The 26629-nt window shown below is 38.0% G+C and carries 29 protein-coding genes and 1 other annotated feature; of the genes, 21 read left to right on the top strand and 8 right to left on the bottom strand.

Annotated features, from left to right (window positions below):
- Positions 1-92 precede the first annotated feature (92 nt).
- From recQ to UN64_RS17010, 5 genes are all read left to right on the top strand, one after another.
- The gene (gene recQ / locus UN64_RS17030; protein ID WP_139343180.1) at positions 93-2240 is read left to right on the top strand and encodes a DNA helicase RecQ; all 2148 of its coding nucleotides are present in this window, start codon (positions 93-95) and stop codon (positions 2238-2240) included.
- Positions 2237-3433, top strand: coding sequence for a class I SAM-dependent rRNA methyltransferase (locus UN64_RS17025; RefSeq protein ID WP_077364973.1), 1197 nt, complete (start codon positions 2237-2239; stop codon positions 3431-3433). The genes recQ and UN64_RS17025 overlap by 4 nt, the downstream gene beginning before the upstream one ends.
- A gap of 18 nt (positions 3434-3451) precedes the next feature.
- The gene (locus tag UN64_RS17020; protein ID WP_077364970.1) at positions 3452-4105 is read left to right on the top strand and encodes a futalosine hydrolase; all 654 of its coding nucleotides are present in this window, start codon (positions 3452-3454) and stop codon (positions 4103-4105) included.
- Between the two features lie 8 nt (positions 4106-4113).
- Entirely contained in the window at positions 4114-4950 is an 837-nt protein-coding gene (locus UN64_RS17015; RefSeq protein WP_077365207.1) for a 1,4-dihydroxy-6-naphtoate synthase, read from the top strand.
- A gap of 111 nt (positions 4951-5061) precedes the next feature.
- Positions 5062-5253 carry a hypothetical protein gene (locus UN64_RS17010; protein ID WP_077364968.1) on the top strand — a complete coding sequence of 64 codons (192 nt, stop codon included), beginning with the start codon at positions 5062-5064 and terminating at the stop codon, positions 5251-5253.
- Positions 5254-5290: 37 nt separating this feature from the next.
- Here UN64_RS17010 and UN64_RS17005 read toward each other — a convergent pair whose 3' ends face one another.
- Both UN64_RS17005 and UN64_RS17000 read right to left on the bottom strand, forming a co-directional pair.
- The gene (locus tag UN64_RS17005) at positions 5291-5743 is read right to left on the bottom strand and encodes an SgcJ/EcaC family oxidoreductase (RefSeq protein ID WP_077364966.1); all 453 of its coding nucleotides are present in this window, start codon (positions 5741-5743) and stop codon (positions 5291-5293) included.
- 84 nt (positions 5744-5827) lie between these two features.
- Positions 5828-6928 carry a PRK06851 family protein gene (locus UN64_RS17000; RefSeq protein WP_077364964.1) on the bottom strand — a complete coding sequence of 367 codons (1101 nt, stop codon included), beginning with the start codon at positions 6926-6928 and terminating at the stop codon, positions 5828-5830.
- Positions 6929-7680: 752 nt separating this feature from the next.
- Here UN64_RS17000 and UN64_RS16995 point away from each other — a divergent pair.
- The 3 genes from UN64_RS16995 to UN64_RS16985 all read left to right on the top strand — a co-directional run bounded on the left by UN64_RS16995 (position 7681) and on the right by UN64_RS16985 (position 10533).
- On the top strand, positions 7681-8472 hold the full coding sequence (locus tag UN64_RS16995; RefSeq protein ID WP_077364962.1) for a DUF4240 domain-containing protein: 792 nt from the start codon (positions 7681-7683) through the stop codon (positions 8470-8472).
- 233 nt (positions 8473-8705) lie between these two features.
- Complete coding sequence (locus UN64_RS16990) at positions 8706-9371, top strand: 5-bromo-4-chloroindolyl phosphate hydrolysis family protein (protein WP_077364960.1); 666 nt, start codon at positions 8706-8708, stop codon at positions 9369-9371.
- Positions 9358-10533, top strand: coding sequence for a toxic anion resistance protein (locus UN64_RS16985; protein ID WP_077364958.1), 1176 nt, complete (start codon positions 9358-9360; stop codon positions 10531-10533). Before UN64_RS16990 ends, UN64_RS16985 begins: the two co-directional genes overlap by 14 nt.
- Before the next feature lie 77 nt (positions 10534-10610).
- Here UN64_RS16985 and brnQ read toward each other — a convergent pair whose 3' ends face one another.
- The 3 genes from brnQ to UN64_RS21300 all read right to left on the bottom strand — a co-directional run bounded on the left by brnQ (position 10611) and on the right by UN64_RS21300 (position 12855).
- Positions 10611-11945 (bottom strand): branched-chain amino acid transport system II carrier protein, encoded by a 1335-nt coding sequence (gene brnQ, locus UN64_RS16980; protein WP_077364956.1) that lies wholly within the window; start codon positions 11943-11945, stop codon positions 10611-10613.
- A gap of 50 nt (positions 11946-11995) precedes the next feature.
- Positions 11996-12239: a binding site (T-box leader), on the bottom strand.
- A gap of 82 nt (positions 12240-12321) precedes the next feature.
- Positions 12322-12618, bottom strand: a complete 297-nt coding sequence (locus UN64_RS21305) for a GNAT family N-acetyltransferase (protein WP_281249477.1) — start codon at positions 12616-12618, stop codon at positions 12322-12324.
- Positions 12619-12630: 12 nt separating this feature from the next.
- Positions 12631-12855, bottom strand: coding sequence for a hypothetical protein (locus UN64_RS21300; protein ID WP_245802067.1), 225 nt, complete (start codon positions 12853-12855; stop codon positions 12631-12633).
- 181 nt (positions 12856-13036) lie between these two features.
- Here UN64_RS21300 and UN64_RS16970 point away from each other — a divergent pair, with 181 nt between their 5' ends.
- Positions 13037-13783 (top strand): L,D-transpeptidase family protein, encoded by a 747-nt coding sequence (locus tag UN64_RS16970; protein WP_077364954.1) that lies wholly within the window; start codon positions 13037-13039, stop codon positions 13781-13783.
- A gap of 64 nt (positions 13784-13847) precedes the next feature.
- On the opposite strand, the gene UN64_RS16965 is transcribed toward UN64_RS16970, so the two are convergent.
- A complete protein-coding gene (locus tag UN64_RS16965; RefSeq protein WP_077364952.1) occupies positions 13848-14459 on the bottom strand; it encodes a CYTH domain-containing protein in 612 nt (203 codons plus the stop codon).
- A gap of 131 nt (positions 14460-14590) precedes the next feature.
- Here UN64_RS16965 and UN64_RS16960 point away from each other — a divergent pair, with 131 nt between their 5' ends.
- From UN64_RS16960 to UN64_RS16945, 4 genes are all read left to right on the top strand, one after another.
- On the top strand, positions 14591-16186 hold the full coding sequence (locus UN64_RS16960) for an HD domain-containing protein (protein ID WP_077364950.1): 1596 nt from the start codon (positions 14591-14593) through the stop codon (positions 16184-16186).
- A gap of 117 nt (positions 16187-16303) precedes the next feature.
- Positions 16304-16825, top strand: a complete 522-nt coding sequence (locus tag UN64_RS16955) for a sigma-70 family RNA polymerase sigma factor (RefSeq protein ID WP_077364948.1) — start codon at positions 16304-16306, stop codon at positions 16823-16825.
- Positions 16818-18122, top strand: coding sequence for a DUF4179 domain-containing protein (locus UN64_RS16950; protein WP_077364946.1), 1305 nt, complete (start codon positions 16818-16820; stop codon positions 18120-18122). Before UN64_RS16955 ends, UN64_RS16950 begins: the two co-directional genes overlap by 8 nt.
- Before the next feature lie 99 nt (positions 18123-18221).
- The gene (locus tag UN64_RS16945) at positions 18222-18635 is read left to right on the top strand and encodes a VOC family protein (RefSeq protein ID WP_077364944.1); all 414 of its coding nucleotides are present in this window, start codon (positions 18222-18224) and stop codon (positions 18633-18635) included.
- 80 nt (positions 18636-18715) lie between these two features.
- Here the strand turns inward: UN64_RS16945 and UN64_RS16940 are convergent, their stop codons facing one another.
- Both UN64_RS16940 and UN64_RS16935 read right to left on the bottom strand, forming a co-directional pair.
- Positions 18716-19270 (bottom strand): hypothetical protein, encoded by a 555-nt coding sequence (locus UN64_RS16940; protein WP_077364942.1) that lies wholly within the window; start codon positions 19268-19270, stop codon positions 18716-18718.
- Positions 19271-19293: 23 nt separating this feature from the next.
- Complete coding sequence (locus UN64_RS16935) at positions 19294-20277, bottom strand: hypothetical protein (protein ID WP_077364940.1); 984 nt, start codon at positions 20275-20277, stop codon at positions 19294-19296.
- Positions 20278-20526: 249 nt separating this feature from the next.
- Here UN64_RS16935 and UN64_RS16930 point away from each other — a divergent pair, with 249 nt between their 5' ends.
- The 8 genes from UN64_RS16930 to UN64_RS16895 all read left to right on the top strand — a co-directional run bounded on the left by UN64_RS16930 (position 20527) and on the right by UN64_RS16895 (position 26595).
- A complete protein-coding gene (locus UN64_RS16930; protein WP_077364938.1) occupies positions 20527-21483 on the top strand; it encodes a heme-dependent oxidative N-demethylase family protein in 957 nt (318 codons plus the stop codon).
- The gene (locus tag UN64_RS16925) at positions 21480-21935 is read left to right on the top strand and encodes a dimethylamine monooxygenase subunit DmmA family protein (RefSeq protein ID WP_077364936.1); all 456 of its coding nucleotides are present in this window, start codon (positions 21480-21482) and stop codon (positions 21933-21935) included. Before UN64_RS16930 ends, UN64_RS16925 begins: the two co-directional genes overlap by 4 nt.
- A gap of 11 nt (positions 21936-21946) precedes the next feature.
- Entirely contained in the window at positions 21947-22900 is a 954-nt protein-coding gene (locus tag UN64_RS16920; protein ID WP_077364934.1) for a PDR/VanB family oxidoreductase, read from the top strand.
- Positions 22901-23105: 205 nt separating this feature from the next.
- Entirely contained in the window at positions 23106-24278 is a 1173-nt protein-coding gene (locus tag UN64_RS16915; protein WP_216352798.1) for an MFS transporter, read from the top strand.
- Positions 24279-24379: 101 nt separating this feature from the next.
- Positions 24380-24610, top strand: coding sequence for an excisionase family DNA-binding protein (locus UN64_RS16910; RefSeq protein ID WP_077364932.1), 231 nt, complete (start codon positions 24380-24382; stop codon positions 24608-24610).
- A 77-nt stretch (positions 24611-24687) separates the two neighbouring features.
- Positions 24688-25524: an STAS domain-containing protein gene (locus tag UN64_RS16905; protein WP_077364930.1), complete on the top strand. Its 837-nt coding sequence runs from the start codon at positions 24688-24690 to the stop codon at positions 25522-25524.
- Positions 25525-25661: 137 nt separating this feature from the next.
- Positions 25662-26189, top strand: coding sequence for a M15 family metallopeptidase (locus UN64_RS16900; RefSeq protein WP_281249470.1), 528 nt, complete (start codon positions 25662-25664; stop codon positions 26187-26189).
- Positions 26161-26595, top strand: a complete 435-nt coding sequence (locus tag UN64_RS16895) for a hypothetical protein (RefSeq protein WP_077364928.1) — start codon at positions 26161-26163, stop codon at positions 26593-26595. The genes UN64_RS16900 and UN64_RS16895 overlap by 29 nt, the downstream gene beginning before the upstream one ends.
- The last annotated feature ends 34 nt before the right edge of the window (positions 26596-26629 follow it).

Raw genomic sequence — 26629 nt, 5'->3', positions numbered from 1 at the left:
TAACATATAATCGGTAAGATGTGTCTTTGCTATGTTAGGGCTGTACCTTTATAATCAAGAGATGACTCTACCTGAGGGGGGCAAGAAAAGTTTTGATACAAAAAGCAAAGCAAATGCTAGAGTTGCATTACGGTTATTCTTCATTCCGGAATGGACAAGAGCAAGCGATACAATCAGTTTTAGCAGGTGAAGATACTCTTTGTGTCATGCCGACAGGCGGAGGTAAATCGATCTGCTATCAGATTCCTGCCCTTGTTTTTGAAGGAACAACGATTGTTATTTCTCCATTAATTTCATTGATGAAAGATCAGGTTGATACATTATTGCAGCTAGGAATTTCCGCGGCCTTCATTAATAGTTCGATAACAGCGGCAGAAACAAGAGATCGGATTGAAAAGGCGAAGCGCGGAGAATATAAACTTTTATATATTGCACCAGAAAGACTCGAATCCTATGACTTTATGGATCATTTAAGACAAATCGATATTCCATTAGTAGCTGTGGATGAGGCGCATTGTATCTCACAATGGGGCCACGATTTCCGGCCGAGCTATCAGCGTATCCAGAGAATGATAGGGAACTTACATAAGCGGCCTGTTGTTCTCGCGTTAACAGCAACTGCTACTCCAAGAGTCCGCCAGGATATTTGCTGGTCGCTGGATATCGATGAAAATAAAACGGTCTTAACAGGTTTTGAGCGTGAGAATCTTTCTTTTTCAGTGATTAAAGGACAAGATCGTCTCTCTTTTCTAAAAGATTTTATTAAAAAGAACGAAAAAGAAGCGGGTATCATTTATGCGGCGACACGAAAGACGGTTGATCAGCTGTATGAGCATCTAAAAAAGAGTGATATCCATGTTTCACGCTACCATGCCGGGATGAACGACCAAGAGCGAATGGAGCAGCAGGAGCAGTTCTTGCAAGATGAATCTTCTGTAATGGTCGCGACATCTGCGTTTGGTATGGGAATCGATAAGTCAAATATCCGATATGTCATTCATTTTCAGCTGCCGAAAAATATGGAAAGCTATTATCAGGAAGCTGGCCGTGCTGGCCGAGACGGACTTCCGAGTGAATGTATTTTGCTATATTCCTCTCAGGACGTTCAAGTGCAGAGGTTCCTGATTGACCAGTCGAGTGAATCAGACCGCATCTCACAGGAACTTGAGAAACTGCAGCTCATGGTGGATTACTGTCATACAGAGAGCTGTCTTCAAAAAATGATCGTGCGTTATTTTAGTGACGAAGAAATTCCTCCATGCGAACGCTGCGGCAATTGTACGGATTCACGAGAAAGCATTGAAGTAACGCGGGAAGCTCAAATCGTGCTGTCCTGTATCGTACGGATGGGGCAGAAGAGATTCGGTAAAACGATCATCGCCCAAGTGCTGACAGGATCTAAAAATAAAAAAGTGATGGAGCTGCGATTCCACAAACTGCCAACATACGGCATGATGAAAGAAAAAAGCATAAAAGAAGTTACCGACTTTATCGAATTCTTTATCTCTCAAGAACTGATTGCAGTAGAGCATGGCTCTTTCCCGACTCTTTACATAAAGGAAAAAGGAAAAGAAGTTCTGTTAGGTAAAGAAACGGTAATGCGAAAAGAAGCCGTTAAGACAAAGCAAGTATCTAATGATGATCCATTGTTTGAAGAGCTCAGAACGGTACGTAAGGCGATCGCAGAAAAAGAAAACGTGCCTCCGTTCGTTATTTTTGCAGATACGGCGTTGAAAGATATGTGCGTAAAACTTCCTGAAACAAAAGAAGAGTTTTTAACCGTTACAGGAGTTGGCCAAAATAAACTTGAGAAGTATGGTGAACAGTTTATTGAGGCTATTTTAGAGTTTTTAGTACAAAACCCCGAGCGCAAAGAAAATGCAGTGAAAGGGTCTGTCCCGGGGACAGACCCTAATAAGAAAAAATCGACACCAAATTCTCACCTTGAAACATACACGTTTTATAAAGAGGAAATGTCTGTTGAAGAAATAGCGGAGCATCGGAATCTGGCTGTAAGTACAGTAGAAAGCCACCTGATTCAATGCATGCAGGAAGGGATGGACGTTCACATGGAAGATCTTATTCCAGATGAATACATCGCTGAGATCGAGAACGCCATCCAGCAGGCTGGCGGAGAAAAGTTAAAGCCGATCAAAGAATTGCTTCCTGATGAAGTAAGCTATTTTATGATTAAAGTGTTTTTGCTTCAAAATGAGAATGGGAAACGGGTGACATTATGAAAAAGAACGTCCGGTTAAAAGTGAAATCTTCATATGTGAAGGGCTTAAAAGCTGGCTATCCTCTTATTACAGAGGATGCTGTTCAAAATATCAGCAATGTAAAAGAAGAAGGTACAATCATCGAGCTGTTTGATGACAAGAATGTGTTCCTTGGAAAAGGGTACTACGGCAAGCAGAATAAAGGACGAGGATGGGTCCTGACTCAAAATTCCCAAGAAGTGATCGATCAAAGCTTTTTCGAAAAGAAAATAAAGAAAGCGATCAATCATCGAGAAGCACTGTACAACGATTATGAAACGACGGCGTTCCGTGTTTTTAACGGCGAAGGAGACGGAATCGGCGGACTGACAATTGATCATTATAACGGCTATTATGTCCTCACTTGGTATAGTGAAGGAATCTATGCGTTTAAAGAGGAAGTGATCGAGTCACTTAAAAACGTCGTTAAGGTAAAGGGACTTTATGAGAAAAAGCGTTTTGCTGTAAAAGGAAAGTACATCGATGATGATGACTTTGTGGAAGGTGAGCAAGCGCCAAGTCCTTTAATTGTACGAGAAAATGGCATCCACTTTGCGGTTTATTTAAACGATGGCGCGATGGTCGGTGTTTTCTTAGATCAGCGAGACGTTCGTAAAACGATTCGTGACCGATATGCAAAAGGAAAAACGGTATTAAACACGTTCTCGTATACAGGTGCTTTTTCAGTTGCAGCTGCACTAGGGGGAGCAACAAAAACAACAAGTGTCGACTTGGCAAACAGGAGCAGAAGCAAAACACAGGAGCAGTTCAGTGTGAACGGCCTGGATTACGAAGATCACGACATCATTGTGGAAGATGTATTCAACTATTTTAAGTATGCGGTTCGAAAAGAGCTTTCGTTTGATCTTGTCATTCTCGACCCGCCAAGCTTTGCCCGCTCAAAAAAGCATACTTTCAGTGCAGGGAAGGATTACCCTGAGCTGCTGGCACAAGCGATTCAGATTACAGAAGAAAATGGAGTTATTGTGGCATCATCCAACTGCAGTACGTTCGGTATGAGAAAGTTCAAAGACTTTATTGCATCAGCATTTAAACAAACAGGTGGTACGTATGAAATCTTAGAGGAATACAAACTTCCTGCAGATTTCAAGACACATAAAGAGTTCAAAGAAGGTAACTATCTGAAAGTGGTTTTCATTAAAAAGTTAAGCTAAAAACGCGGAGGGATCTCAATGAATAAATATCGCCGCATTTTAATCATGACCTCAGTAGAAGCAGAACGGGATGCCATATTGCGAGGAATTGGCACGGATTCAAGGATTGACGTTAAGCTGGCAGGCGTCGGTCCTATTTCTGCTGGGATCCAGACGGCAAAAGCTTTGGCAGCTGACGAATATGACCTTGTTATAAACATGGGCATAGCCGGCGGATTTAAAGAGAAAGCAGAGGTTGGTTCACTCGTGATTGCTAACGAAATAGTTTCTGCTGATTTAGGTGCCGAATCGCCAGAAGGTTTTATTACATTGGACGAGCTCGGGTTTGGAGCTTCTACCCGTGTGAAAACGGATAGTGATTTAGTTCAAATTTTATTGGAATCGATTAAAGCAGCAAATATACCTGTGCAAGCTGGAAACATTTTAACGTTATCAACGGTAACAGGGACTGCAGAAACAACCTCTAAACTGCAACAGCGTGAACCTGGTGCATTGGCTGAAGCGATGGAAGGGTACGGAGTGGCGATGGCGGCAAAAGAGTTTGGTTTGCCAGTTTTAGAGATTCGATCCATCTCTAACCCAATCGGTCCCCGGGATCGTTCTGCTTGGCGGATTAAAGATGCATTAGTTACACTGGAATCAGCCAGTAAAGTTATTGTGGAGGTTTTGTAATGAGTAAAATGAGTATTGCTTTTTCTCCTTGTCCGAATGATACGTTTGTTTTTCACGCTCTGGTTCATGGTCTTGTGCCTGGTGCACCTGAATTTGACGTTACATATGCAGATATCGATATAACAAATGGTCTAGCGGCTCGATCAGATGAACTTGATATTTTGAAAATTTCTTATGCCGCACTGCCATGGGTGTTAGATAAATATGCACTTATTCCATGTGGAGGTGCACTAGGGCGCGGCTGCGGTCCGCTCGTTCTCGTCAATCAGTCAGGTGATGCAAGTCCTGAGATGCTTTCTGGTAAGAAGGTCGCTGTTCCGAGCGAACGTTCCACTGCTTATATGCTGTTCCGTTTGTGGGCTGCACAAAATGTTCCCGGCGGAGTTGGCGAGATCATCGTGATGCCGTTTAATGAGATTATGCCAGCCGTTAAAGATGGACGGATCGACGCCGGTCTTGTTATTCATGAAGCGAGATTCACGTACCAAGACTATGGACTGACGATGCTTGCGGATATGGGGAACTGGTGGGAAGAAGATACAGGGCTTCCGATTCCGTTAGGCGCGATTATCGCCCGCCGTTCACTAGATTTAGAATCTATTACAAAGTGGATAATAGAATCAGTAGAATATGCGTGGCAGAATCCTGGAGCTTCGAAAGATTATGTGATGCAGCATGCGAGTGAGCTGTCTCCAGAAGTAGCGCAGTCTCACATTAATCTCTATGTAAATGATTTTACCGCTGATCTTGGAGATAAAGGTTTTGAAGCTATTACTACGCTGTTAAATCGTGCCGGAGAAGAGGGCATTGTACCGAAGAAAGACTATACGAGTCTATTAAAATAGCAAGTGGACAAGATTATCTAGAAAACCCGACAGAATATCCTCTGTTAACCACTTGCCCCAATCGTGCATACCTTATAACAAGCAGAAAAATCTGTTATAAGGAGGCGCAATATGTCTAATACAAACGTGTTAACATTGATTGGTGCTCTACTAGCTGGTTATTTTCTACTCGGATTGCCGTTAGGCGGAACGTTTTTAGCTGCGTTCGGTCCTGCGATCAAGATTATCGCTATCCTAACCGTTTTAGTGTTCGCAGCTGTATTGATCTACAAAGGTATATTGGACTTATTAGGTAAACATTAGTTATAGAGAAGAACCCGCTGGCAGCCAGCGGGTTCTTTTACTTATTAATCAATTCTTTTAGCTCATCCGTCATTTTTTCTAAAAGTTCTGGTCGGCCATGAAACTGTGCGGGTGTGTTTTGAAAAAGCTTAATGAGCCAGCTTTCGCCTTCTTTTACCGCAACGACTGTATGATGTGTATTCAGCTCAGGGGAAAGTTCTGTCTTTCCGATTGGGACCATTCCAGCAATCGCACGCAGGATCACAGCGTTATCGCTTAAAAAAGAAACACTTTTCACTTTCCCGTGATAAGGTGGTGTAGGAAAGTTTTCGAAGATAGGACTCAGATGTGAATAAATTTCGTCACGACCGATCGCCTGGCTTCCATCATAGCCGATCATCTCGGCATCTCCGGTAAAATGATCAGCCATAGCTCGAGCATTTCGTTCATTCCATGCATTCAAAAAGCGTTGGTAAAGATCTTGGACCAATTTGCCTTCCTTAGTATTCATATCCAGTCCTCCATATGTATGATTTAACATGTAATCATCATAACAAAAAAAGCCGCCATCCAAAAATGGCGACCTAGAGGTATCTTATTTTTGTCTTGCAGCAGCTCTTTTTTCAATTTCCGCATTTAGCGACTTCTCAATTTCATCAATCTTTTTAAAATCCATCACTCCAATATAATATTTTTCTAGCTCATCATGCTTTCGTTTTGCTTCTGCTAAAAAGCTGATCGCTTCTTTCATTTTTTCTGAATATCGCCAGCTTATAACCTTTAGCTCAGCAGCATATTTTTCGTCTGTACCTGGTGTGATCGTTTTTGCGTACATATCCACAATAGAATCACCTGACCGCTCAGGAAAATATTCGTGCGGAGCAGTACTGTCAAAAATCGCAAAACCGAGCTCTCTCACAATGACCATATCAAGACTGTTCGGATCAAATCCGCAGTGATAAATCTCAACATCATAACCCGATGCTTCTGCGTTCGCTGCAAGCTTTTTTAACATAGTAGACTTGCCAGAACCAGGACGTCCTTTAATAAAGTATCTTTCCTTTAAACCCTCAGTTAAATTTGGGACAAAATCTTTAGCTCCTAGTGGAGTGGCTGCTCCTAAAAAGCGGTGATAGACTTCACCTTGTTTGTTCTGCTTTTTCGAAAATAATTTGTGCATCAGTTCATCTGTAAGTTCATTCGCCTTATTATAGTCCATGTTCTCGATATAAATCTTTTCCCATTCGTCATGAACAAGCAAGGCTTCATGAAAGATTGAATAAGCTGTTTGGAAATCAGCAGAAATTTCCTCAGACAGCTGCAGGATTTCATTCTTATTCTTAGCCAGCTTACCGGAATCCCAGGCAATACCTAAGTTCACGTATTCTTCAATGGCACCTGGAGCTTTGGGTTCAATAACATGCGGAGCCGTTCCATCAACAATTCCTACCTTTAAATCTCGCAGAATGACTCCATCGATTGAGCCATTATCAGAACCACAGTGGATGTACTCAACATCATATCCATCGTCGTTCCATTTCTTACCGATGGCTTTCATCAGAGTAGATTTTCCTGTTCCCGGTCCGCCTTTAAGGATAAAAAGACGTTCAAGGCCGTTAAGATTTGATTCGAATAAGTTATGAAAACCCCTTGCTGTATTGCCGCCAGCGTAGTAATTTAAAATTTTTCCAGTCAATGTTAAAAACACTCCTCTTATTAGTTAGTTGTGTTTCCTACATGCATACTATGAGAGGAGAAACAAATAGGTGAAAGCCTAAGGATAGAGTTTAATAATTAAATTGTTGAAATATGATGAAATAAAAAGAAATTTTACGAAAAAAGAAGTATGACAAACAAAAGTGGAATAAAAACAGCTCAAACCACATAATATTGATTATTCTGAATATTTAAAATAAATTCAGAATAGGTTAATATGTAGTTAACAAAGAAACACAACCTTTACAAGGAAGGCGTGATTCCAATGACGCAAGTAAGCGAAGCATATTAAATCACATCCAGGTAGAGATCAGCCCGTGAAAACTGATTTCGAGATGTGTGGATATGCGGGGACGCGCAAATACACATTACGGAAAGAGGATGATTCCAATGACGTATGTGAGCGAAGCATGCTAAGATCATGTTGCAGATGAAAATAGCCGGTGAAAACTATTTTCGCAGCTTGTGGGCATGTGGGAAATTACCAGAGTGAAGGAAAAATATTGATCTAATGCAAGGCAATTGATTGAACGGACAATTAATTGAAGTCTAGTTATGGGATAAATAACTAGCATTGTGTATTAGTAAGAAAGGAAAGAAAGTTTAAGTGAATATTGTGAGTATAAGCTAAAGGCGCTGTTTATGTGATATATACATATTCAGCGTCTTTGTTTTGTATTAACATAGAAGTGCAGGGTTAAGTTGGAAAAGGAAGATGAGGGGTAAATCTATATGGAAACTTTACTTTTTTATCAAGATGATACTTCAAATAAATTTTGGAAAATCAGCCAAACAGGAAATTCTTTTATTGTTATCTATGGAAAAGTAGGAACGGTTGGAGCGATAAAAACAAAAACGTTTGAATCCGAAGATGAATGCCGTAAAGAAATAGACAAGCTCATCCGCTCAAAGATAAAGAAGGGCTATTTACCTGCAGAATCAACAAATCTTATTTTAAAAGATACAACCATGACAGAAACGCTATTTTGGGAACTGATCGATAAATGTAAAGAAAAAGGCGACGATGCTGAAGAGCAGATGGAATGGCTTATGACACAGCTTTCAAAAAGACCAGTAAAAGATATAGTTACATTTGATTTCATATTAAATAAATATTATTCAAAGTCATACACATCAGACCTCTGGGCTGCAGCATACATCATTATGGGCGGCTGTTCTGATGATTGTTTTGATTATTTCAGAGCATTTCTGTTATATCTCGGAAAAGAGCCTTATGAGGCTGCTATAAAAGATCCTGAGACTCTTTTGCCTTATTTAAAACTAGTAGAAGAGCAAGATGAAATGCCGCAGCTTGAAGAATTATTGTCTGTGGCGTGTGAAGCGTTTGAAGAAAAGACGGGTCAGGATGATGAAGATTATCATGATTTGTACGAAAAGTTAACGAACCATTCATATATTCAGCCAGAGATCGAATTTGACTGGGATGAAGATGATGATGAGGGTCTTAGAAAAAAGTTTCCGCTTTTATGGGAAGCTTTTGGAGAAAACCCGCTGGAATACTAACTTAATTACATAAAAATCAAAACTCACCATCTTTTTTACAGGGTGAGTTTTTTTATAAAATACGCCTTAAGTCTTAGAACAGATTACTTCCTGAAGCCATGGTTATTTTAGGAAGGTTTCGATAAGGTAATACTAGAAACATATAATAAGTAAACTTTTTTATTGGAAAACGAAACTCTGAAACTTGTACATTCGTATGAATAAGTAAGAGTTTATGTCAGGAGTCGATTACAATGAACGGATTTTTAGCCTTTTTTATCCGAATGTTTGTTGCTATCCCATCTTCTATTGGAGTGTGGCTGGCGAGTATTATTGCGTATGACCAGACGTATCTCATGTCATCTGGAATCGCCGTTGCGGGCGGGGCTGCTGCATATACTGCAACAGGACTTCTGCAAAAGCAGCGATTTCTTAGCAGCCATCAACTATCAAGACAAGAATATAAATACATCAGAAGAAATTTAGACGAAGCAAAACCGAAGATTCATCGCTTGCAAAAGGCACTGCTCTCTGTCCGAGATCTGCCTACGTTAAAGCAAAGAGCGGACTTGGTACGAGTGGTGCGGAAAATCCAAAGCTTAACCCAGAAAGAGCCAAGACGTTTTTACCAGGCTGAGCAATTTTACTTTTCCCATTTGGATTCAGCTGTCGAACTTACGGAGAAATATATGTTTTTAACAGCACAGCCAAGAAAAACGAAAGAACTCACAAAGTCTTTAGTGGAAACAAAACGAACGCTTGATGAGTTAAAAGAATACATCGAAAAGGATTTATACCAGGTTTTGTCAAATGATATAGATGACCTTCATTATGAGATCGATGTGGCGAAGTATTCGATCAGATCTTTGAAAGAATCACAATCTATTAAAAAGGCAGGAGATATAAATGAAAGAAAATAATGCACCCCTGTTTAACAATACAGATGAACCGGCAAATCTAATGGATGACTTGCTGGCTAATCCTTTTGGTGAAGAGAAGGAAGCTAATCTGCAGCCGGGGGAAAATAAACAGATCCGTTTAATCGATGTGCTGCCAGAAGAAAACAAAGAAAAAGCTTATCAGTTGGCTAAACAGATCGATCCGACAAACCACCAGACTATGATCACTTACGGAGCACCCGCACAAGCGAAGCTTCATTCATTTTCAAATACGATGCTTGAACATGTGAAAAAGAAAGACACAGGTCAGATCGGTGAAATCATTGGCGACTTAATGAGAAAGCTTCAAGATGTGAATCCTGAAGAATTAAAGTCAAACAAACCAACATTAATCGGCCGCATGTTTGGTAAGATCTCCGGTTCTGTTCAAGAAGTGCTTTCCAAGTATCAGAAGACGGGTGCACAGATTGATCGCATCTCGGTAAAATTGGACGGAAGCAAGAATGTCCTCATGTCAGATATCGTAATGCTCGAAAAGCTGTATGAGAACAATAAGGAATACTTCCAGGCGCTGAATGTTTATATTGCGGCAGGTGAGTTGAAGCTTGATGAGCTGAATCAAGTAACGATTCCTGAGATGAGAAAAGTGGCGGAACAAACAAATGATCAAATGAAGTTCCAAGAAGTAAACGATATGGTCCAGTTTGCTGATCGCTTGGATAAACGAGTGCATGATCTGAAGTTGAGCCGTGAAATCACGATACAAAGCGCACCGCAAATTCGTTTGATCCAAAATACGAACCAAGCACTTGTTGAAAAAATTCAGTCGTCCATCATGACGGCTATTCCGCTATGGAAAAACCAAGTGGCGATCGCACTCACACTGATCAGACAGCGTAATGCTGTAGAAGCTCAAAAACAGGTTTCCAAAACGACAAATGAACTGTTATTAAAAAATGCAGAAATGCTTAAAACCAATACAATTGAAACTGCGAAAGAGAATGAGCGTGGTTTAATTGATATCGAAACGTTGAAGAAAACACAGGAAAACTTACTGTCAACCCTTGAAGAAACGCTTCGAATCCAAGAGGAAGGCCGCATGAAGCGACGTTTAGCAGAAGAAGAGCTTGCAACGATGGAGATCGGGTTGAGACAGAAGCTGCTTGAGATTAAAGGAGAATAATTAAAGAAGGTACTTGCGCTGTGATGAGACGCAAGTACCTTTTTTTGTGCCAAGGGAAATCATGACTTTAGTTCAACTCACGAAGCTTTTGCTTCTAACGAATCTAGTGTTGAAGGTTTTTTGCTGAAGTTGCTGATAACCATTCCAACGCCAGTACCAACAAGAGCAGGAAGGATCCACTGTAATCCCATCGAGGATAGCGGAAGGATATCTTTAACAACATGAACCGGACCTAATTCAATACCGAAAGCAAGTAATCCATCCATCAGGGCAAATACACCTGTAAATAGAATGGCACTGCCATACACTTTTTTTGGATTTTTGAAGAAACGGTTAAAAAACGTAAGTGTAATTAATACGATTGTTAATGGATAAGCTGTGACTAAAAACGGCACCGACACTTTTAGGATCTGGTTCAGACCAAGATTAGAGAGTGTAAAACTTACAAGTGTAACCAGCAAGACTACCGTTTTGTAGCTAACTTTGGGAAGTAGATTTGAGAAATATTGACCACACGCAGATGTTAGTCCAACAACGGTAGTAAAACAAGCTAATGTAAAAATTACACCTAGAAAGGCTGTTCCGCTTCCACCTAACAATAGAGTGGAGGCTGCTGAAAGAATATCTGTTCCATTTTCAAAGGAACCTGCTGCTGCCATCTTTCCACCGATTAACCCTAAACTAACATAAACCAGCGCAAGTAATGTTCCGGCGATCAAACCTGCTTTTAATGTATAGTTTGTTAATTGCTTTCGATCTTGAACGCCTCTTTGTTGAATTGCTGTAAGAATAACAATTCCAAAAGCAAGTGCAGCAAGTGCGTCCATTGTGTTATATCCCTCAATAAATCCTGTTGAAAAAGCTCCTGATTGATAGTTAGCAGTTGGGGACTGAAGTGGAGCATCCAACTTAACAAATCCTACTGTACATAGCACAACCATCGCTAAGAGCAAGACTGGCGTGATCCAGCGTCCCATATATTTCTCCATCTTTGATGGATTTAGGCTGACTGCATAGACAAGTGCGAAAAAGACAGCCGTGAATAAAAAGAGAATAAGTACTGCGTTGGAATTACTGCTCAAGAATGGTTTAACACCCATCTCATAAGCAACGTTTGCGTTTCTTGGGATGGCAAGGAACGGTCCGATACTTAAATAGATGACTACCATGAAGACTGTGCTGAACACTGGATGAACGCGGTTGCCAATGGTCTGAACTCCTCCTTTTACTAGTGAAACAGCAAATAATACGGCAAAAGGAAGTCCAACTCCTGTAACGATAAATCCTGCCATAGCAAGCCAGTAAGATGATCCAGCTTCTGCTCCTAAAAATGGAGGGAAGATTAAATTTCCTGCTCCAAAAAACATTGAAAATAACATTAGTCCAATAAAAACGGTGTCCATCTTTCTCATAAGTAATCTCTCCTTTTATTGTTTTTGAACATAAAAAAACCCGTCCCTAAAACAGGGACGAGTTATAGCTCGCGTTACCACCCTAATTCCGCAGCTAATAAAAGCTTGCGGCACTCAGTCAACGTACGATTATACGTGTTCCATTGTAACGGCGGACGACCCGTCAAAGCTTACATTATCAGCTTTGCATCTCAGAGATGATTTTCGGATAAGGTCTGTACATCGGCTTTCACCAAGCACCGATTTCTCTGGGGAACAGGATCATATCTTACTCTTTCTCGTCATTGATTTTAATATTAATAGTAAATTTAGCATCTTAAAATAAAGAAGTCAATAATAATTTCAGAATTGATCGAAAAGTATTTCAATAGAAAAGCTATAACAGCAGTCCCATAATAATAGAGTTATTATAATTTCCATTAATAAAATTATCTTTCTTCAACAAACCTTCCACTTCAAATCCCAACTTCTTATAAAGCTCAATAGCAACTGTATTCGTTTCATTGGTAACGAGGCTGATCTTTTTGGTCAAGCCGTTTTGTTTAGCCCATTCTATTAGATCTTTCATTAATACCTTTCCTAATCCTAAGCCGGTGTACTTTTTAGAGACGACGATTCCTAGTGTCCCAACATGTTTGGTTCGTTCTTTTTGTGAGGAATTAATGGTTGCGATGCTGATAATCTCTTAATCAATCAGTGCCAGCAGCATGATTGAATTTTGTTCATTAGAGGTTGCTGTGATGTATTCCTCATATTCTCGAAGATCACGCTTAAATTCGTTTGCTCCAAAGGATAGGAAATCTGTTTCACCGCCAACCACATTGTAAAAGTCGATCATGTTTTGGGCGTCATCTTTAGTTGCTCTTCTTACGGTCACTTCTATGTTGTTTTTCAGGATAATTTTCCTCATCTTTACTCAGTCCTTCAGATCATAATTATTAAGTTAAATATAACCTACCAGTCTATTCATGGTACAACCCTAATATTCATGATTTTTTGATTAAATTTTTTAGCAAAATAGTAATGCAGCTCCTATTCCCTCGCATAGAATATGAGGATTTGTTATTTCAAAAAAGAATAGGAGAGAAGGAATGAAAACGAAAAAATTAGTCATCGGGTTACTCATGTTTTGTTTTATGTTCTTTTTAGTGCAGCCGGCAAAAGCAGCAGCTTCGTCTTTTATCGTAATAAATAAATCCACCAACCAGCTGGCATATTTCGAGAATAATAAATTATCAAAAGTCTTCAAAGTGGCAACGGGTAAGCTGCCATCGTACACACCAGAAGGCAAATTTAAAATTGTAAACAAGATTACAAACAGACCTTATTATACCGGTAATATACCAGGTGGAGATCCTCGGAATCCTCTTGGCAACAGATGGCTTGGTTTAAATGCAAGAGGAACTTGGGGAACAACGTATGCGATTCATGGGAACAATAACGCAGATGCCATTGGAAAATATGTAAGTGCAGGGTGCGTCCGCATGTACAACAACGATGTGCAATGGCTTTATGCACGAATTCCTGTGAACACACCTGTCGTCATTACCACTTCAAGCAAGACATTCCCAGCAATAGCAGCAGCGAATGGTTATAAAATAACAAACGGCTCAACAGTACCAGTTTTCTCGATCGTAAACCTGAAAAAAGGCAGCCGCGGAGCTGAAGTCATGGAGCTGCAGCGCAGACTGACTAACTTAGGGTATAGCACAAAAGGAATCGATGGGATCTTTGGAAATAATACAGACGCAGCTGTACGTAAGTTTCAGAAAGCTAAAAAACTAAAAGTAGATGGAATTGTAGGACCAGCGACAAAGAAGGCGTTGGGGATGTTTTAATTAAACAAGTATTTAAAAAGGGCTGTCCTGAAGGTTTTTCCACCTTAGAGCAGCCTATGAATGTTTAATAGCATATTGATTTAATAAATCTACTATACTTACTTGCTTTATTAATACTGTATTTTATATTAATTTTATTTAAATAATCGACAATTTTGTCACTGTCGTCTTCAGTAGATAATCCCTCTACCTCTAATTCATAACATACTTTATTATTAGGAAAATTTGTTTTATCTAGCTCAAAAAGAAATTCATTGAATAAAGATAATTGGCTCCGGCTATTATGGATATTCCCAATATATTTCAATTCCCTGAAATTAATTATTTTTGAGATTATATTATAGGCTTCTGAAGGAATCACATCTGACAACTTAAATGGACTTTTAATAACCTCTTCAAATACATACTTATCGATTTCATTTTCATATTCAAGTGAAGAGAGAAAATTAGAGTGCATATTTTTTTTATTTTTAACTTTTAAACATAATAAGAATTTGTTATCTTGATTCCTGATTCTAAGAGTTATATTACTTGCATTTAATGTGTGAGTGGGAGTATCAAAATAATAATTTATTTGATCATATTGTTGTTTCAAAGGTATGTGTTTTAATAATTTGCTATATGCTTCTTCATCAATTAACAATTTTAATTCATTTTCTTTGGTAGGAACTGACATAATATCATCCCTTTCATATATTATTTTTATATTTTACTACTTATTTGTAGAATTCATAGTAAATATGTAAAATTTAAATTATTTGTAAAATAATGTTATAATAAATAAATAAAAAAGGAAGGATGTATATTATGGACTTTCATAATTTAAAATTAGTTAGAAGCATACATGATCCTATACATGGATTGATAAAATTAAGTAATGAAGAAATGAAGATTATTGAAGACCCACTATTTAACAGATTACATTTTATCCGGCAAAACTCATTCTTATATAAAGTGTTTCCAACGGCAAAACATACCCGTTTTGATCATTCAATTGGTGTGATGCATCTGTCTGGAAAGATGTTACTATCCGTACTAGAAAACGGTTTTATTGCTGCACAAAGATCTGACTTATGCGAATTAAGGGAAATACCAAATGAACTAGCTAATCATGATGGTATTGGTATCGATATTTTTTCTTTAAGGGATAAAAACTCTGATGTAATTACCAAGGCGTTTTATAATCTTAGATTAGCCGCATTATTACACGATATTGGACACGGACCATTATCTCATTTATTTGATTCGTTTGCCCCAACAGTGGAAGAGTTTTTAGAAATACTTGAAAGCGATGTTGATTTGAAAAAAAATATAGAAATTTATGAAGCTATTAATACGATGATACTTAAATATAAGGAAAAAAAAGAAAAAGGGAATGCTAATGTTCGAGTTGAACACGAGCATATTTCTTCGTATTTTGCATTTAAAATATTAAACAGAAACTTGTTTGAAAAAGAAAATATTAAAAATGTACTCACGATTTTAAAACCAGAATTAGCACTTGGTTCATTAACATTAAATATTAATGGTATCGATTATAATTTACTTCCACTATTAAACGATCTTGTGGCAAGTGGACCAATTGATTGTGATAGAATGGATTATTTAAAAAGAGATAGTTATTTCATTGGGGTGCCTTACGGAAATTATAGTGAGGAAAGAGTTTTAAAGACTCTTATGGCTTTTGTAGATAATAAACAAGAAGTCAGGCTTGGTCTGAAAAACAGTGGTCTTCACGCAGTAGAAAATTTTTTACAAGCAAGATACGAATTATATGTACAAGTATATGGTCATAAAACTAATGAAGCATGTAAGGCTAAAATAGATTTTATTTGCAAGGATAATAATATTAGTGTCAAACAATGGGCGGATATTAATTTTGATAATAAAGAAAGTTTAGCAAGTGAATTTGAATCCATATATTTAAGTAATACAGATGAATCATTTTTAGAAAAATTAATTGCTTTTTATCAATCTTCAAAGGAAGATGGTCATAATAAAAAGTTCAATGCTCTTGTGAGATTAAGAGGAAGAAAGTTATGGAAAAGAGTCTTTGAGAAAGATGAATTTATTTCAGATGCAAACTCTACCACTGAACTCTCTAAAATACTAGATGAAATCTATCCAAATATGAAGAAAGAGTTTAAAGATATATACTTATTTAAAAGCAATAGGTTTCCCTTAAAAGATGTTAACAATGGAGCAAAATTACTTGAAAAATCAAAAGGGAGATTTTATGTAACCTCCTACAAAGAATTAGCTAAGGCAACTCAAATTATAGAATCTTTAAATCAAGGATTAAGAGTTTGGAGAATCTATGGAATTAAAGAAGATGATATTGATAGGCAAAAAGAATATATAAGAGATAAATTTGAAAATGAAACTGTTTCTAGTGAAATCTAGTGCGTCAACTCCATAAAAATGTAAAAAAATCCTTTTTAAAAGGATTTTTTTATTTCTGTAAAACTTTTTCCACATTCCAGGGTCTAATATATAGGTAAGGGGTTAGGAGGCGAGAAGTTGGAGACAGAACAATTAGTGAAAAAGGCGATTAAAGGGAACGATGATGCTTTTTTACAGCTCATTCAAATATACAAAGTGGATTTATATAAAACAGCGCTCTCCTTTTTACGGAATGAGGAGGAAGCGTTAGAAGCGATACAGGAAGTAACCTACCGTGCTTATAAAGGAATCAGGAAATTAAAAGAGGCTTCTTATTTTAAAACTTGGCTGATTCGAATCATGATCAACTATTGCAATGATCATCTTAAAAAGCAAAAGCGAGTCGTTATTAATGAAGAGGTGCTGAAATCCATTGGGGTGACAGAGAATCATTCAGAGATGGAACTTCGGGATGCGATGCTTGGACTGGACGAACTTTCACGTGAAATACTGACGTTAAAATACTTTCATGACTTGAAGATTAAAGATATCGCTGGAACCATGCAGTGCCCAGAAGGGACAGTTAAGACTTGGCTGAACAAAGCGCTGAAAGCACTTAGAGAAAAACTTGAAGAGAGAGGAGGTAATCTGAATGTTTAAAAGAGAAGAGGAACAATTAAACAACTTTAAGAAAGAATATGACAACATCCCATTATCACTTGATAAATTGGATCAAGCCATTATGACAGGATTAAATAAAGCTAAATTAGAAGAACGGAAATCTAAAAGGAAAAAGAACAGTATATATGGTTTTATTGCTGCAGCTCTTTTATTCATCGGATTATTTTCATCGATTCGAATTTCTCCTGTGTTTGCCAGCTACATTTCAGAGATTCCGGGGATGGAAAAAATCGTTGAACTCATCAGGGATGATAAAGGAAGACTGGCTGCAGTAGAAAATAAATATTATCAAGAACTAGGTGTAACTTCTGAGGTGAAAGATGGTCTGAAAGTCACATTGGATGGAACGATTGCAGATGAAATGGGGATTGTTCTGTATTATACGCTCCACTCTGAAGAAAAGCAGAAATCAATGATGATTGATAAGGTCAAACTAAGAGCAAAGGATGGCACTCCTCTTGACGAGGCATCTATTTCTTATGGTGCTCCTCATGAATCAGAGAAAGGTCAACATTCATATAGTGGAGAGATTGAGTATTTCTTTGAAGCACCTTTAACTGCTAAAGAATACATTGTTGATATTGAGGTAAGCGGAGAAAAATACTCTTTGCCGTTTACTTTAAAAGATTTTAAAAAGAAAAAAGAGTATCCTATAAATCAAACGATGGAATTAGAAGGTCAAAAGATAAATGTTGAAAAAATAATCGTGTACCCTCTAAGAATTGCAGTGTATTTAGAAGCCGATCCAAATAATGAAAAGCAAATTCTTAATTTTGATGATTTACGTATTGTAGATGAAAAGGGTGAGGTTTGGGGAAAGATTTTGAATGGCGTAACAGGAGCAGGTGAAAATGGTGCAAAACAGGAGATTTATCTTCAAAGTAACTATTTTCATGAACCAAAAGAACTTTACCTGGTTTTAAATAAGGCACAAGCGGTCAATAAAAATGAATTGTATGTAATCGTAGATCCGCAACAACAAAAGATTCTAAAGCAACCCGAAGTAAACATGATAAAAGATTTAAAAGTGGTTGGAAATGATCTAGCGTTTACTATGAAAATGAAAGAGTTTCCTTATAGCATGTTTAGTGAGGCTTTTGAGATATCAGGAGAAAAGATAGAGTTAGCCTCTAATTATATGACTACTTCTTCCGAAGGTACTCAAGTAAATGGAGTTTATATAACTGGTCTTTCAACACGAAAAGAGCCTATCAAACTTAAACTTAGCTATTATCCATCTTGGATAAAGGGCAACGAGAAAATAAGAATCAAATAATTGTTGTATGGGTGGTTCTTTTATAGAGAATCGCCCTTTTTTGCGAAAACGATTTAAAGCATCTATAATTCTACTCAACAAGAGGAAGAGGTGACTGAAATGCGGCTGGATCATACTGGAATTGCCGTAAGAAGAATAGATGAGGCGATTGAATTTTATACAAATGTATTGGGTGGTAAGCTCACGGAACGTTATACAAGTGAAAAGCCTGGAGTTGAAACGCATATCGCTGTTATTGAAATGGAAAACCAGGTCATCGAGCTTCTGGAACCAACGAGCAGGACCTCGCCTATTGAGCGTTTTATCAGGCAGAACGGTAAAGGTGTGCATCATTTGGCGTACGAAGTAGATAACCTGCTTGAGACCATAAAAGATTTTGAAAGCAGGGGCTATACTTTTTTAAAAGACACATACCGGATCAACCCTTTTGGACGTCGACTAATCTATATGAATCCTGTTCATTCGCAAGGGCAGATTATAGAACTGTGTGATTATGTATCTTTAGATGATTAAATGGTAATTTTATTTAAAATAAGAAAGTGGACCAGGAAAATTATTCCTAGTCCACTTTCTTTGTTTTAATCAAATCAAACCTATTTAAAAGTCCCTGTCGGAACATTAAAGGTCCATCTGGTTTTGTCTTCTGCCTCTAAAGTGAGATCAAATCCATCATAATCTATAACTCTAACTTCTCCATGTTTTGAAGGAGTCTTATATTCTTTTGAATCGACAAACTTTCTTTTTTCACCATCTGTTAATACAACAACAATACCTTGAGCGGGATCTGACTTAAGAGCTCCAGTCTCAACGGTTACCCCGCGGGCACTCATTTCCTGATGGTTAACCGGACTGACCCAGCCATTCGTGAACCGAATACGTTGATCATTTACTGGGTCTTCTATTTTCTTGATGATTTGAGGTGTTACGGTACGGTCTTTTTGGATAACAAGTGGACCATCCTTCGTGTTGTTTTTTGTAATACTGTCGTTTTTTGCTTTAATTTTATTTTTGTCTTTTCGTTCCTGGATCTCCTGTTTTTCTTTTGGCAAAGCGCCATATTCTGTATTAGAAGCAGAAACATGATAATAGCTAATTCCCGCACAAGAGAGTACTCCTACAGTGAGTAATGCGATCCAAATTTTATTCATTTCCTTCACTCCTTTACCTATTATTAGTGCCACTGAATATCCGTTGATAGAATAGGAAATTTAGTTGATTCGGCTGTAATGGCATCACTGTTGAGCTCATTGATTAACTGTGTCCAGCCCTGGCTGGGTGTATTGTCAAGTTCCCAATGACAGCCAACGTCTTGGCAGGCTCCGGCTTGGGTTAAGGAAGCTCCAAATTTCATCTGGTTGTTTTGTGAAACAGCGGAGTACTTGTTTATGTTTTGCCACTGTTCTGCCATATCTCCGCTATTATCATAAACTTGTGGAAGTGGCCATGATGGCGATGCTCCCCATGAAATGTAATAAATATCGTTATAGGTCCATCCGTTATTACAAGAATAATTAGTTGTTCCCGTGTTTGTGTTTGTATGGTAGCATCCATCAGCACTTCCATAATTGTAAAGAGAATAGCTATTAACTGCATCATAACCTTTTACCCAGTCTCTCGTGCTTACCGTATCATCATAGCCCGGCTCCATATCGTTCCCACCATCCACTTCTACTTGGTCAGAATAGGAGTTTGCTGTGTTATGGGCATTGATGGCATCTACCATATTTGCAAAGTTTCGGCCGCCTTCATTTGTTACGGTATACGAATTATTAGTACCAACGATCACTTGAACAGTCGAATAGTTATCAGATCCCGTTCCTTTCCAATAACCTCGGGAATAGGCTTGTACCGCATTTTTTACTTGATCGAGAGTGGCATCAGGCATTCCTCTAAGTGAAACAGTAGTGGGTGAAGGCTGGCCGCCAAAGTCAAGAATGACGATGCTTTGCTGTGTCCCGGCTTTACTGAAATCTGCACGTCCTTTTTGGTAGCCCATTTCATAGAGAGTAACGGTATCGATCGTGTCCATGTAATAGCTTGAGCTTGAAGGAGGAGGCGAGGCGGCTTCAATGTTCATAGCTGGAAAGAACAGTGCTATCAATCCAAACCATAAGAATATTTTCGGTGTGTAATGACGTAAACCTAATTTTTTCATTTTTGTCTCCTTTTTATTTTATGATGACAAACAGTTTTTTCTAAAATTCAGAATTTAATAAAAGTGTTCGTAATGGAATATTTGTTTCATGGGCATAAAATGGTTTATTAATCTTTTTTACAAGTAATTAATACTAACAACATAAATTATGTGGTGATAAATGGATTGCGTTTTTCATAATTTCCTAGTCTTTCATATCTAAAATCTATACAATTAAAGTTATAAGAATATTCTGTAAAGGGTGAAGACATGAAGTGGATTAATAATCTAGAGAGCTTTCCTTATCCATTTAAAGGTTCAACCTACCGTTACTCCAATAACTCTATACCTATGAAGACGCCACTTTGTGTTGAAGTCACTCCAGATTATATAGAAGAGATGCAATTAAAGCGTACTCTTTTGAATCATCATGCTGAACGCTGCTATCAATCACTACCACACACCATTACTGGACAGTGGGAGATTGTTGAGCTGGTGATTGATCATCTTGCTGCTCAGTATCCAGATCAGTTTTCGGTAGAAAAAAAGGGTTCAAAATGGACATTTAACAATAAAATTTTAGAAGAAAAGCAGGAGTTCACGTTTGGCGGTGAATCAACATTTCCTGAGGAGCCTTTAGCTTTTATAAGCAGGCACGTGCAAGAGGATTTAATACTTATGATGCAGCGGGACGGTGATCTGTATCTCGATGCAGGTCAGCTTTGTTTTCCTGCTAACTGGTCGCTTGCGTTTAACTTAGGCATGAAGTTTAAGTGCATTCACCACCCAATTCCCGGATTTAAAGAAGAAGGACTGGATGATCGAATTCTGCAATTCCTTATGAGGCTTGAAGCTGGCAACCCATGGGAGAGGAAAAACTGGTCGCTGATGGCTGGAGACAGGCTGGACACTTCCCTTGAGACATTTGATCAGTGGGGGAAACTTCGTAAACAGGTTACAAAAGAGAATGCAGGAGAGCTTGTTCATATTCGTGTAGAAGTGCAGAAGCTGTTCAGGTTGCCTCGAACGAACGGTATTCTTTTTACGATTAACACTCATTTGCTTTCTCTTGAAAATCTAGTTTCTAACCGGGAATGGTTGAAGCAGTTTCATGACATTCTATCCGAACTTCCACCGCATATAACCGATTATAAAGGGATTTCTCTTTATAAAAATGAGGTTCTTAAATATTTAAGTGAAAAGCTAGAAAGCGGGAAAGTAGTATGACCGAAGCAGTTTTTGTTCCTGGTAAAAGAAAGTATGTGTTTTGTAGCGATCAAGAGGGCATAAAGCTTTTATTCAATGTAATAGAACAGGTAAAAGAAGAAGGACGACCTTATGAAATATTTAAAATTGTAGAAAACCAAGATTGTTTGGAGCTAGGCGAATTGTTAAAGAAGCAAAAAATGGGGACGCACCTCTATGTAGCATTACCTTATGCGGAACTGGAGAAAGTTAGAAAGACTGCTGAAGAAATAGGTTTTACTGAGGAAGAAACGCAATACATCGGGTATGGCAATAAAGTGAAGAGAATTTTTTGCTGCCGTTGTCATGGAATGAATGAAACGGCTGATGTTCAAGCTGATATTCTTTGTAGCCAATGCGGTTTAGAACTATCGATATCCGATCATTACTCAGTTTTTCATAATGCCTTCTTAGGTTTTGTGGCAAAACTTTAGGAGTGGGTGTTTTGTATAAAGAGAAAACGATTCCAGTTTATGTTAAAGCGATTGAGCAGGAAAATGAATTTATAAGGAGGTTTACATTGGCTTCAGTTAATGAAGAATTGCTCCCTAAGTTTTCAGGGGGTGCTCATATTTCTACATATATTGAACATGGAGAATTGCTTGTCAGACAATACTCTTTAACTAGTAATCCCGATGATACTAAACATTATCAAATTGCTGTCAGGTTAAGTGATACTTCAAGAGGAGGTTCACGATATTGGCATGAAAAAATGAAAGTCGGCGATCAACTCCAGATCAGCTATCCAAAGAATCACTTTCCTCTTAGCTTTAAAGCAAAGCATCATGTTTTTTATGCAGCTGGAATCGGAATTACACCATTTTTATCGATGATGAATGAACTTCATTCCAGAGGTTCTTCATTCGAACTTTACTATGCTTCTAAAACGGAGGAAGCTTGTGCATTCTATGATTTTCTTCAGGAACATTATCCTAATCAATACCGTTTCTATTTTTCTAATAAAAGGGAGCGGATTAATTCATCTTCCTTAGAAGAACACCCAATCGGAACTCACGTTTATTTTTGTGGTCCTGAATCATTTATATCGGACCTTACTGAGTCAGCGTATCAACTAGGGTATCCTCCATCCGCTGTACATACTGAAAGGTTTACCCCGCCACAGCCTAAAGATATGCAACCCTTTAATGTTCAACTAAAAGATGGAACTCTTGTTGAAGTTGCGAGGGATCAGACTTTGCTTGAAGCACTATTGAACAAAGGGATTAAAGCCCCTTATTCATGCAGGGTCGGCAGGTGTGGTACATGTGAACTCCAGGTTGTAGAAGGCGAAATTGCACACTATGATTCTTTTTTTAGTGAAGACCAAAAACAAAGCCAATCAAGGATTTTAACTTGTGTTTCACGTTCGAAGTCAGCTATGTTGGTGTTAGATGTTTAGTTATGACGGAGTCTCAAAGTCTGATCATATCCTGTGTAAAGAACATTATTAAATGAAATTAACCGTAAACTAAAAAGGATAAAATGTTAATCTTTTTTAAAAAAGATTAATAAGGTGTATAATTTAAGAGTTCAAGCATTGGAGTAAGTCTGTCTGGATCGATTTCAGCGGACTTTTTTATTTCATACAGCAAGGAGTTTTCAGATTGAAACACCGAACTCTATTGGTTTATCTTGTCGCTTTTACCGCTTTCCTTGGTCCTTTTTCACAGACCATTTATGTCCCTCTCATTCCAGAAGTGACTAAAGAACTTCATACCTCTTCTTTTTTAGTTAATTTTTCGATATCCATTTATACGATTTTCTTAGCGCTCATGCAGATGGTTTATGGGCCTTTAACGGATTCTATAGGGCGGCGTAAAGTAATGCTCGCGGGTCTTTTAATTTACTTGGTCGCAACGGTTGGCTGTTTTCTTTCTGGGTCAATTGAGTCACTGCTAGTTTTTCGTTCTTTGCAAGCAGTTGGTATTGCAGCCGGTTCTGTTGTAGCTGTAACGGTGATAGGTGATATTTTTGAAGGAAAAGACCGCATTCAGCCGATGGGAACCTTTCAGATGATGGTTTCGCTTGGTCCGGTCTTTGGTCCCGTGGCTGGTGGATTCTTAAGTGGTTCGTTTGATTTTCAAATCATTTTTGTGGCTTTATTATGTGTGGGATTAATTGTTCTCGGAGGTAACATTGTATATTTAAAAGAAACGAAGCCACAAGAAAGTAAGAAACAAAACTTTAAGTTTACAGATTTTGTTAACATTCTAAAAAATCGAATTGGATTTTCAGTAATCGGAATCGGTTTTATCCAATACTACGCGCTGTATAACTTTTTGGTATTTTTACCGGGAATTATGAGCGAACGTTATGGCTTATCTGTAGAGCAAAAAGGACTTGTGTTTCTTCCGTTATCACTGGGAATTGTTGCTGGAAGTTTCTTTGGTGGAAAGCTGCGAAACTTTGACGAAAGAAAAGTAGTTGTAGGCACAGCTTTTCTTAATGTTCTGTCTCTATTGTTCTTCATTCTGGTATCGGATGTTTCGCTTAATATGTTAATTGTGTCGATCAGCTTATTTGGCTTGTTTTTGGGAATGTCTCTGCCTGTGCAGACTGCATTGCTTACACAGGAATTCCAGACGAACCGGGCGACTGCCATCGGTGCATATAACTTTTTTCGCTATATGGGGATGTCGATCGGACCGTTACTAGGAAGCTTTCTATTCCATATAGGCAGTTATGATTTAGCTTATGGTTTTGTGGATGCTATTTTGTTAATGTTCGCATTGATAATGAGTAATCAACTGTTGATGAAACGAAGATCATTCCAATAGATTTGGTATGGTCTTTTTTTACTAATCGGGTATATTGAAAGCATAGCCCTCATGAAGTAATCTTAGGTAAACAAATGTTTAAACAAGGGAAGATAATAATTATGTACATGACAATAAAAGAAACAGCAGAGTATTTATCGATACCTGAACCGGTAGTAGAAAGTTTGGTTCAGCAAAAGAAAATCCGTACGATCTTTGATGGAACGCAGCACTTGATAAACAAGGAGCAGTTCAACACACACTTTGAACAGCTTGAAAAATATAAAAAATTAGTAGAGGAATATTTGAGTGAACCAATCCCAGAAGACTGGGATGCAAAGGATGAGGATTAACAATCCTAAAAATTGTAAAGACGAAAAGTTCGATATATGATAGAGAGAGTATGGTAAATAGGGAGAGTGTAAAAGAAATGCATAGAGACAAGGAACTGCATTCTTTTTTAATTGATAAGACATGGCAAATGACTGAGGAATGGTATGCTTCTATTGATAAAAGCAAAGCCACGGGAGTCTATGCTTCTTCAATTCCTGAAACCATAAGGACATTAAAAAAGCAGAATCATGAATTCCATCTGCATTTTTGTGAGGTTTTTGTTAAAGAGGAATCAGAGTTTCTAAAAGACTTTGAACCATGGGTAGTCATGATTGCAAAGGATGATGAGCACTTAAATACACCTGTGACAGGAATCATGCAAGAATTCTTTAAGGTTCAGAGACAGTATCTTGGGTTCGTAAAGGAGTTTGTGAATCTTGATAGAGGTAAATATTCTCAAGATGTTGTTGATTCTTGGAACGAGGTTATAATCAATACCTTTAATAAAATTGTTACTTGGTTCGTTGAAGAAAACCAAAAATACAGTGAAGAGAAATTACATGCTCAGCAGGAAATGATTAATGAATTGAGTTCTCCGGTTATTGCACTTAATAATCATATGGGGCTCCTTCCGTTGATCGGTGTGATTGATACGGCAAGGGCAAAGCTAATCGTAGAGAGTACTCTTGAGCAATGTACAGAAAAAAATATCTCTCATCTCTTAATCGATTTATCTGGTGTTTTGATTATCGACACGATGGTTGCGCAGCAAATCTTCTCTTTAATAGAAACACTTGGGTTAATCGGGGTAAAATCTACTCTATCAGGAATCAGACCGGAAATTGCTTTAACCGCAACACAGCTCGGACTTTCTTTCGATGAAGTTTCTATTAAATCAAATCTTGCTCAAGCACTTGCTTCAAAAGAAAATTAATATTTTTTCATAGACTGGGGTTAAACCTGGTCTTTTTTTATGTCTTTATTTCATAGATATAGAGTATAGTGAAACATTTCCAGTACACATACGTTAAAATGAAAATAGAATGCTAGATTCTGGGGGGATTTGCTTCAGTGAAATGGATAACAAGAGTGGTATTTGTGTCTTTATTAGGCTTTCTAGTTTTTCTAATCATAGATGAGATGAGAAAAAAGAATGTTCCGATGCCAACTGAGATTCACCCGATCGTTGCTGAAAAAAGAGATCAGCTGATTCAGAGAGCCGCCGAAAAAGGTATTGCGGTTGTGATAACAGATGATTTCCGTTCAGCGGAAGAACAGGATGAACTTTATGCCCGCGGCAGAAGTACGGAAGGAACAGTTGTTACACATGTAGAAGGCGGAGAGTCGTATCACAATTACGGTCTAGCCATAGATTTTGCACTTCAGTTAAAAGACGGAACGGTCGTGTGGGACTTAGAGCGAGATGATAATAAGAATGGAAAGTCAGACTGGATGGAAGTTGTACGTATTGGGAAAGAGCTAGGCTTTGAATGGGGCGGAGACTGGGTTGGTTTTAAAGATTATCCGCATTTGGAGATGGATTTTGGGTTGAGTATTCGAGAGCTGCAATATGGGGAGAGACCTCCCAAAAGCAAGTAAAGGAGAAGTTCATGAAACTATTTGGATTTGTTTTATTAGCAGGTGCTATTTTTTTTCAGGCTGTGATAATCTTGGAGCAATACGTGTTGAAGATAAAAATGGTGAGTTTAAAAATCCGATGGGTTTCAATTCTTTTTTAAAGGATGTTCAAGATCAAACACAATCTAAGCTAACTTTTATAAAATATGGTATTGAAGGGCAACGGTCTGTTGAGAAAATTACCTATGACGGCGATAGCTTAAAAGTACATCATACTGTTGATAAAAAGTTTGTTGAGGAATACAAATGCAATGGGATAGAAAAACAAAATAAACAAGATGAATTTATCTTTGTATTAACAAATTGTAAAGACAGTCTTAAAAATATTGAATTAGTCACTGTTCCTATTGAAAAGATGAAGTATTAGTTAAACAAAAAAGGCTGACATCAGAAAGCACATT

This window comes from Fictibacillus arsenicus (assembly GCF_001999465.1).
GTDB classification, from domain to species: domain Bacteria; phylum Bacillota; class Bacilli; order Bacillales; family Fictibacillaceae; genus Fictibacillus; species Fictibacillus arsenicus.
This window is presented reverse-complemented; position numbering and strand designations above follow the sequence as displayed.

Bases quoted from the DNA above. Each gene is read 5' to 3' on its own strand.
- UN64_RS16995 (WP_077364962.1), top strand. From the start codon at position 7,681: ATGGAAACTTTACTTTTTTATCAAGATGATACTTCAAATAAATTTTGG.
- UN64_RS16940 (WP_077364942.1), bottom strand. From the start codon at position 19,270: ATGAATAAAATTTGGATCGCATTACTCACTGTAGGAGTACTCTCTTGT.
- UN64_RS16960 (WP_077364950.1), top strand. From the start codon at position 14,591: ATGGACTTTCATAATTTAAAATTAGTTAGAAGCATACATGATCCTATA.
- UN64_RS17010 (WP_077364968.1), top strand. From the start codon at position 5,062: ATGTCTAATACAAACGTGTTAACATTGATTGGTGCTCTACTAGCTGGT.
- UN64_RS16925 (WP_077364936.1), top strand. From the start codon at position 21,480: ATGACCGAAGCAGTTTTTGTTCCTGGTAAAAGAAAGTATGTGTTTTGT.
- UN64_RS16910 (WP_077364932.1), top strand. From the start codon at position 24,380: ATGTACATGACAATAAAAGAAACAGCAGAGTATTTATCGATACCTGAA.
- UN64_RS16930 (WP_077364938.1), top strand. From the start codon at position 20,527: ATGAAGTGGATTAATAATCTAGAGAGCTTTCCTTATCCATTTAAAGGT.
- UN64_RS17020 (WP_077364970.1), top strand. From the start codon at position 3,452: ATGAATAAATATCGCCGCATTTTAATCATGACCTCAGTAGAAGCAGAA.
- UN64_RS17025 (WP_077364973.1), top strand. From the start codon at position 2,237: ATGAAAAAGAACGTCCGGTTAAAAGTGAAATCTTCATATGTGAAGGGC.
- UN64_RS16895 (WP_077364928.1), top strand. From the start codon at position 26,161: ATGGGGAGAGACCTCCCAAAAGCAAGTAAAGGAGAAGTTCATGAAACT.
- UN64_RS16950 (WP_077364946.1), top strand. From the start codon at position 16,818: ATGTTTAAAAGAGAAGAGGAACAATTAAACAACTTTAAGAAAGAATAT.
- UN64_RS21300 (WP_245802067.1), bottom strand. From the start codon at position 12,855: ATGAGGAAAATTATCCTGAAAAACAACATAGAAGTGACCGTAAGAAGA.
- UN64_RS16985 (WP_077364958.1), top strand. From the start codon at position 9,358: ATGAAAGAAAATAATGCACCCCTGTTTAACAATACAGATGAACCGGCA.
- brnQ (WP_077364956.1), bottom strand. From the start codon at position 11,945: ATGAGAAAGATGGACACCGTTTTTATTGGACTAATGTTATTTTCAATG.
- UN64_RS16935 (WP_077364940.1), bottom strand. From the start codon at position 20,277: ATGAAAAAATTAGGTTTACGTCATTACACACCGAAAATATTCTTATGG.
- UN64_RS16945 (WP_077364944.1), top strand. From the start codon at position 18,222: ATGCGGCTGGATCATACTGGAATTGCCGTAAGAAGAATAGATGAGGCG.
- UN64_RS16965 (WP_077364952.1), bottom strand. From the start codon at position 14,459: ATGTCAGTTCCTACCAAAGAAAATGAATTAAAATTGTTAATTGATGAA.
- UN64_RS16905 (WP_077364930.1), top strand. From the start codon at position 24,688: ATGCATAGAGACAAGGAACTGCATTCTTTTTTAATTGATAAGACATGG.
- UN64_RS16970 (WP_077364954.1), top strand. From the start codon at position 13,037: ATGAAAACGAAAAAATTAGTCATCGGGTTACTCATGTTTTGTTTTATG.
- UN64_RS17015 (WP_077365207.1), top strand. From the start codon at position 4,114: ATGAGTATTGCTTTTTCTCCTTGTCCGAATGATACGTTTGTTTTTCAC.
- UN64_RS17005 (WP_077364966.1), bottom strand. From the start codon at position 5,743: ATGAATACTAAGGAAGGCAAATTGGTCCAAGATCTTTACCAACGCTTT.
- UN64_RS16990 (WP_077364960.1), top strand. From the start codon at position 8,706: ATGAACGGATTTTTAGCCTTTTTTATCCGAATGTTTGTTGCTATCCCA.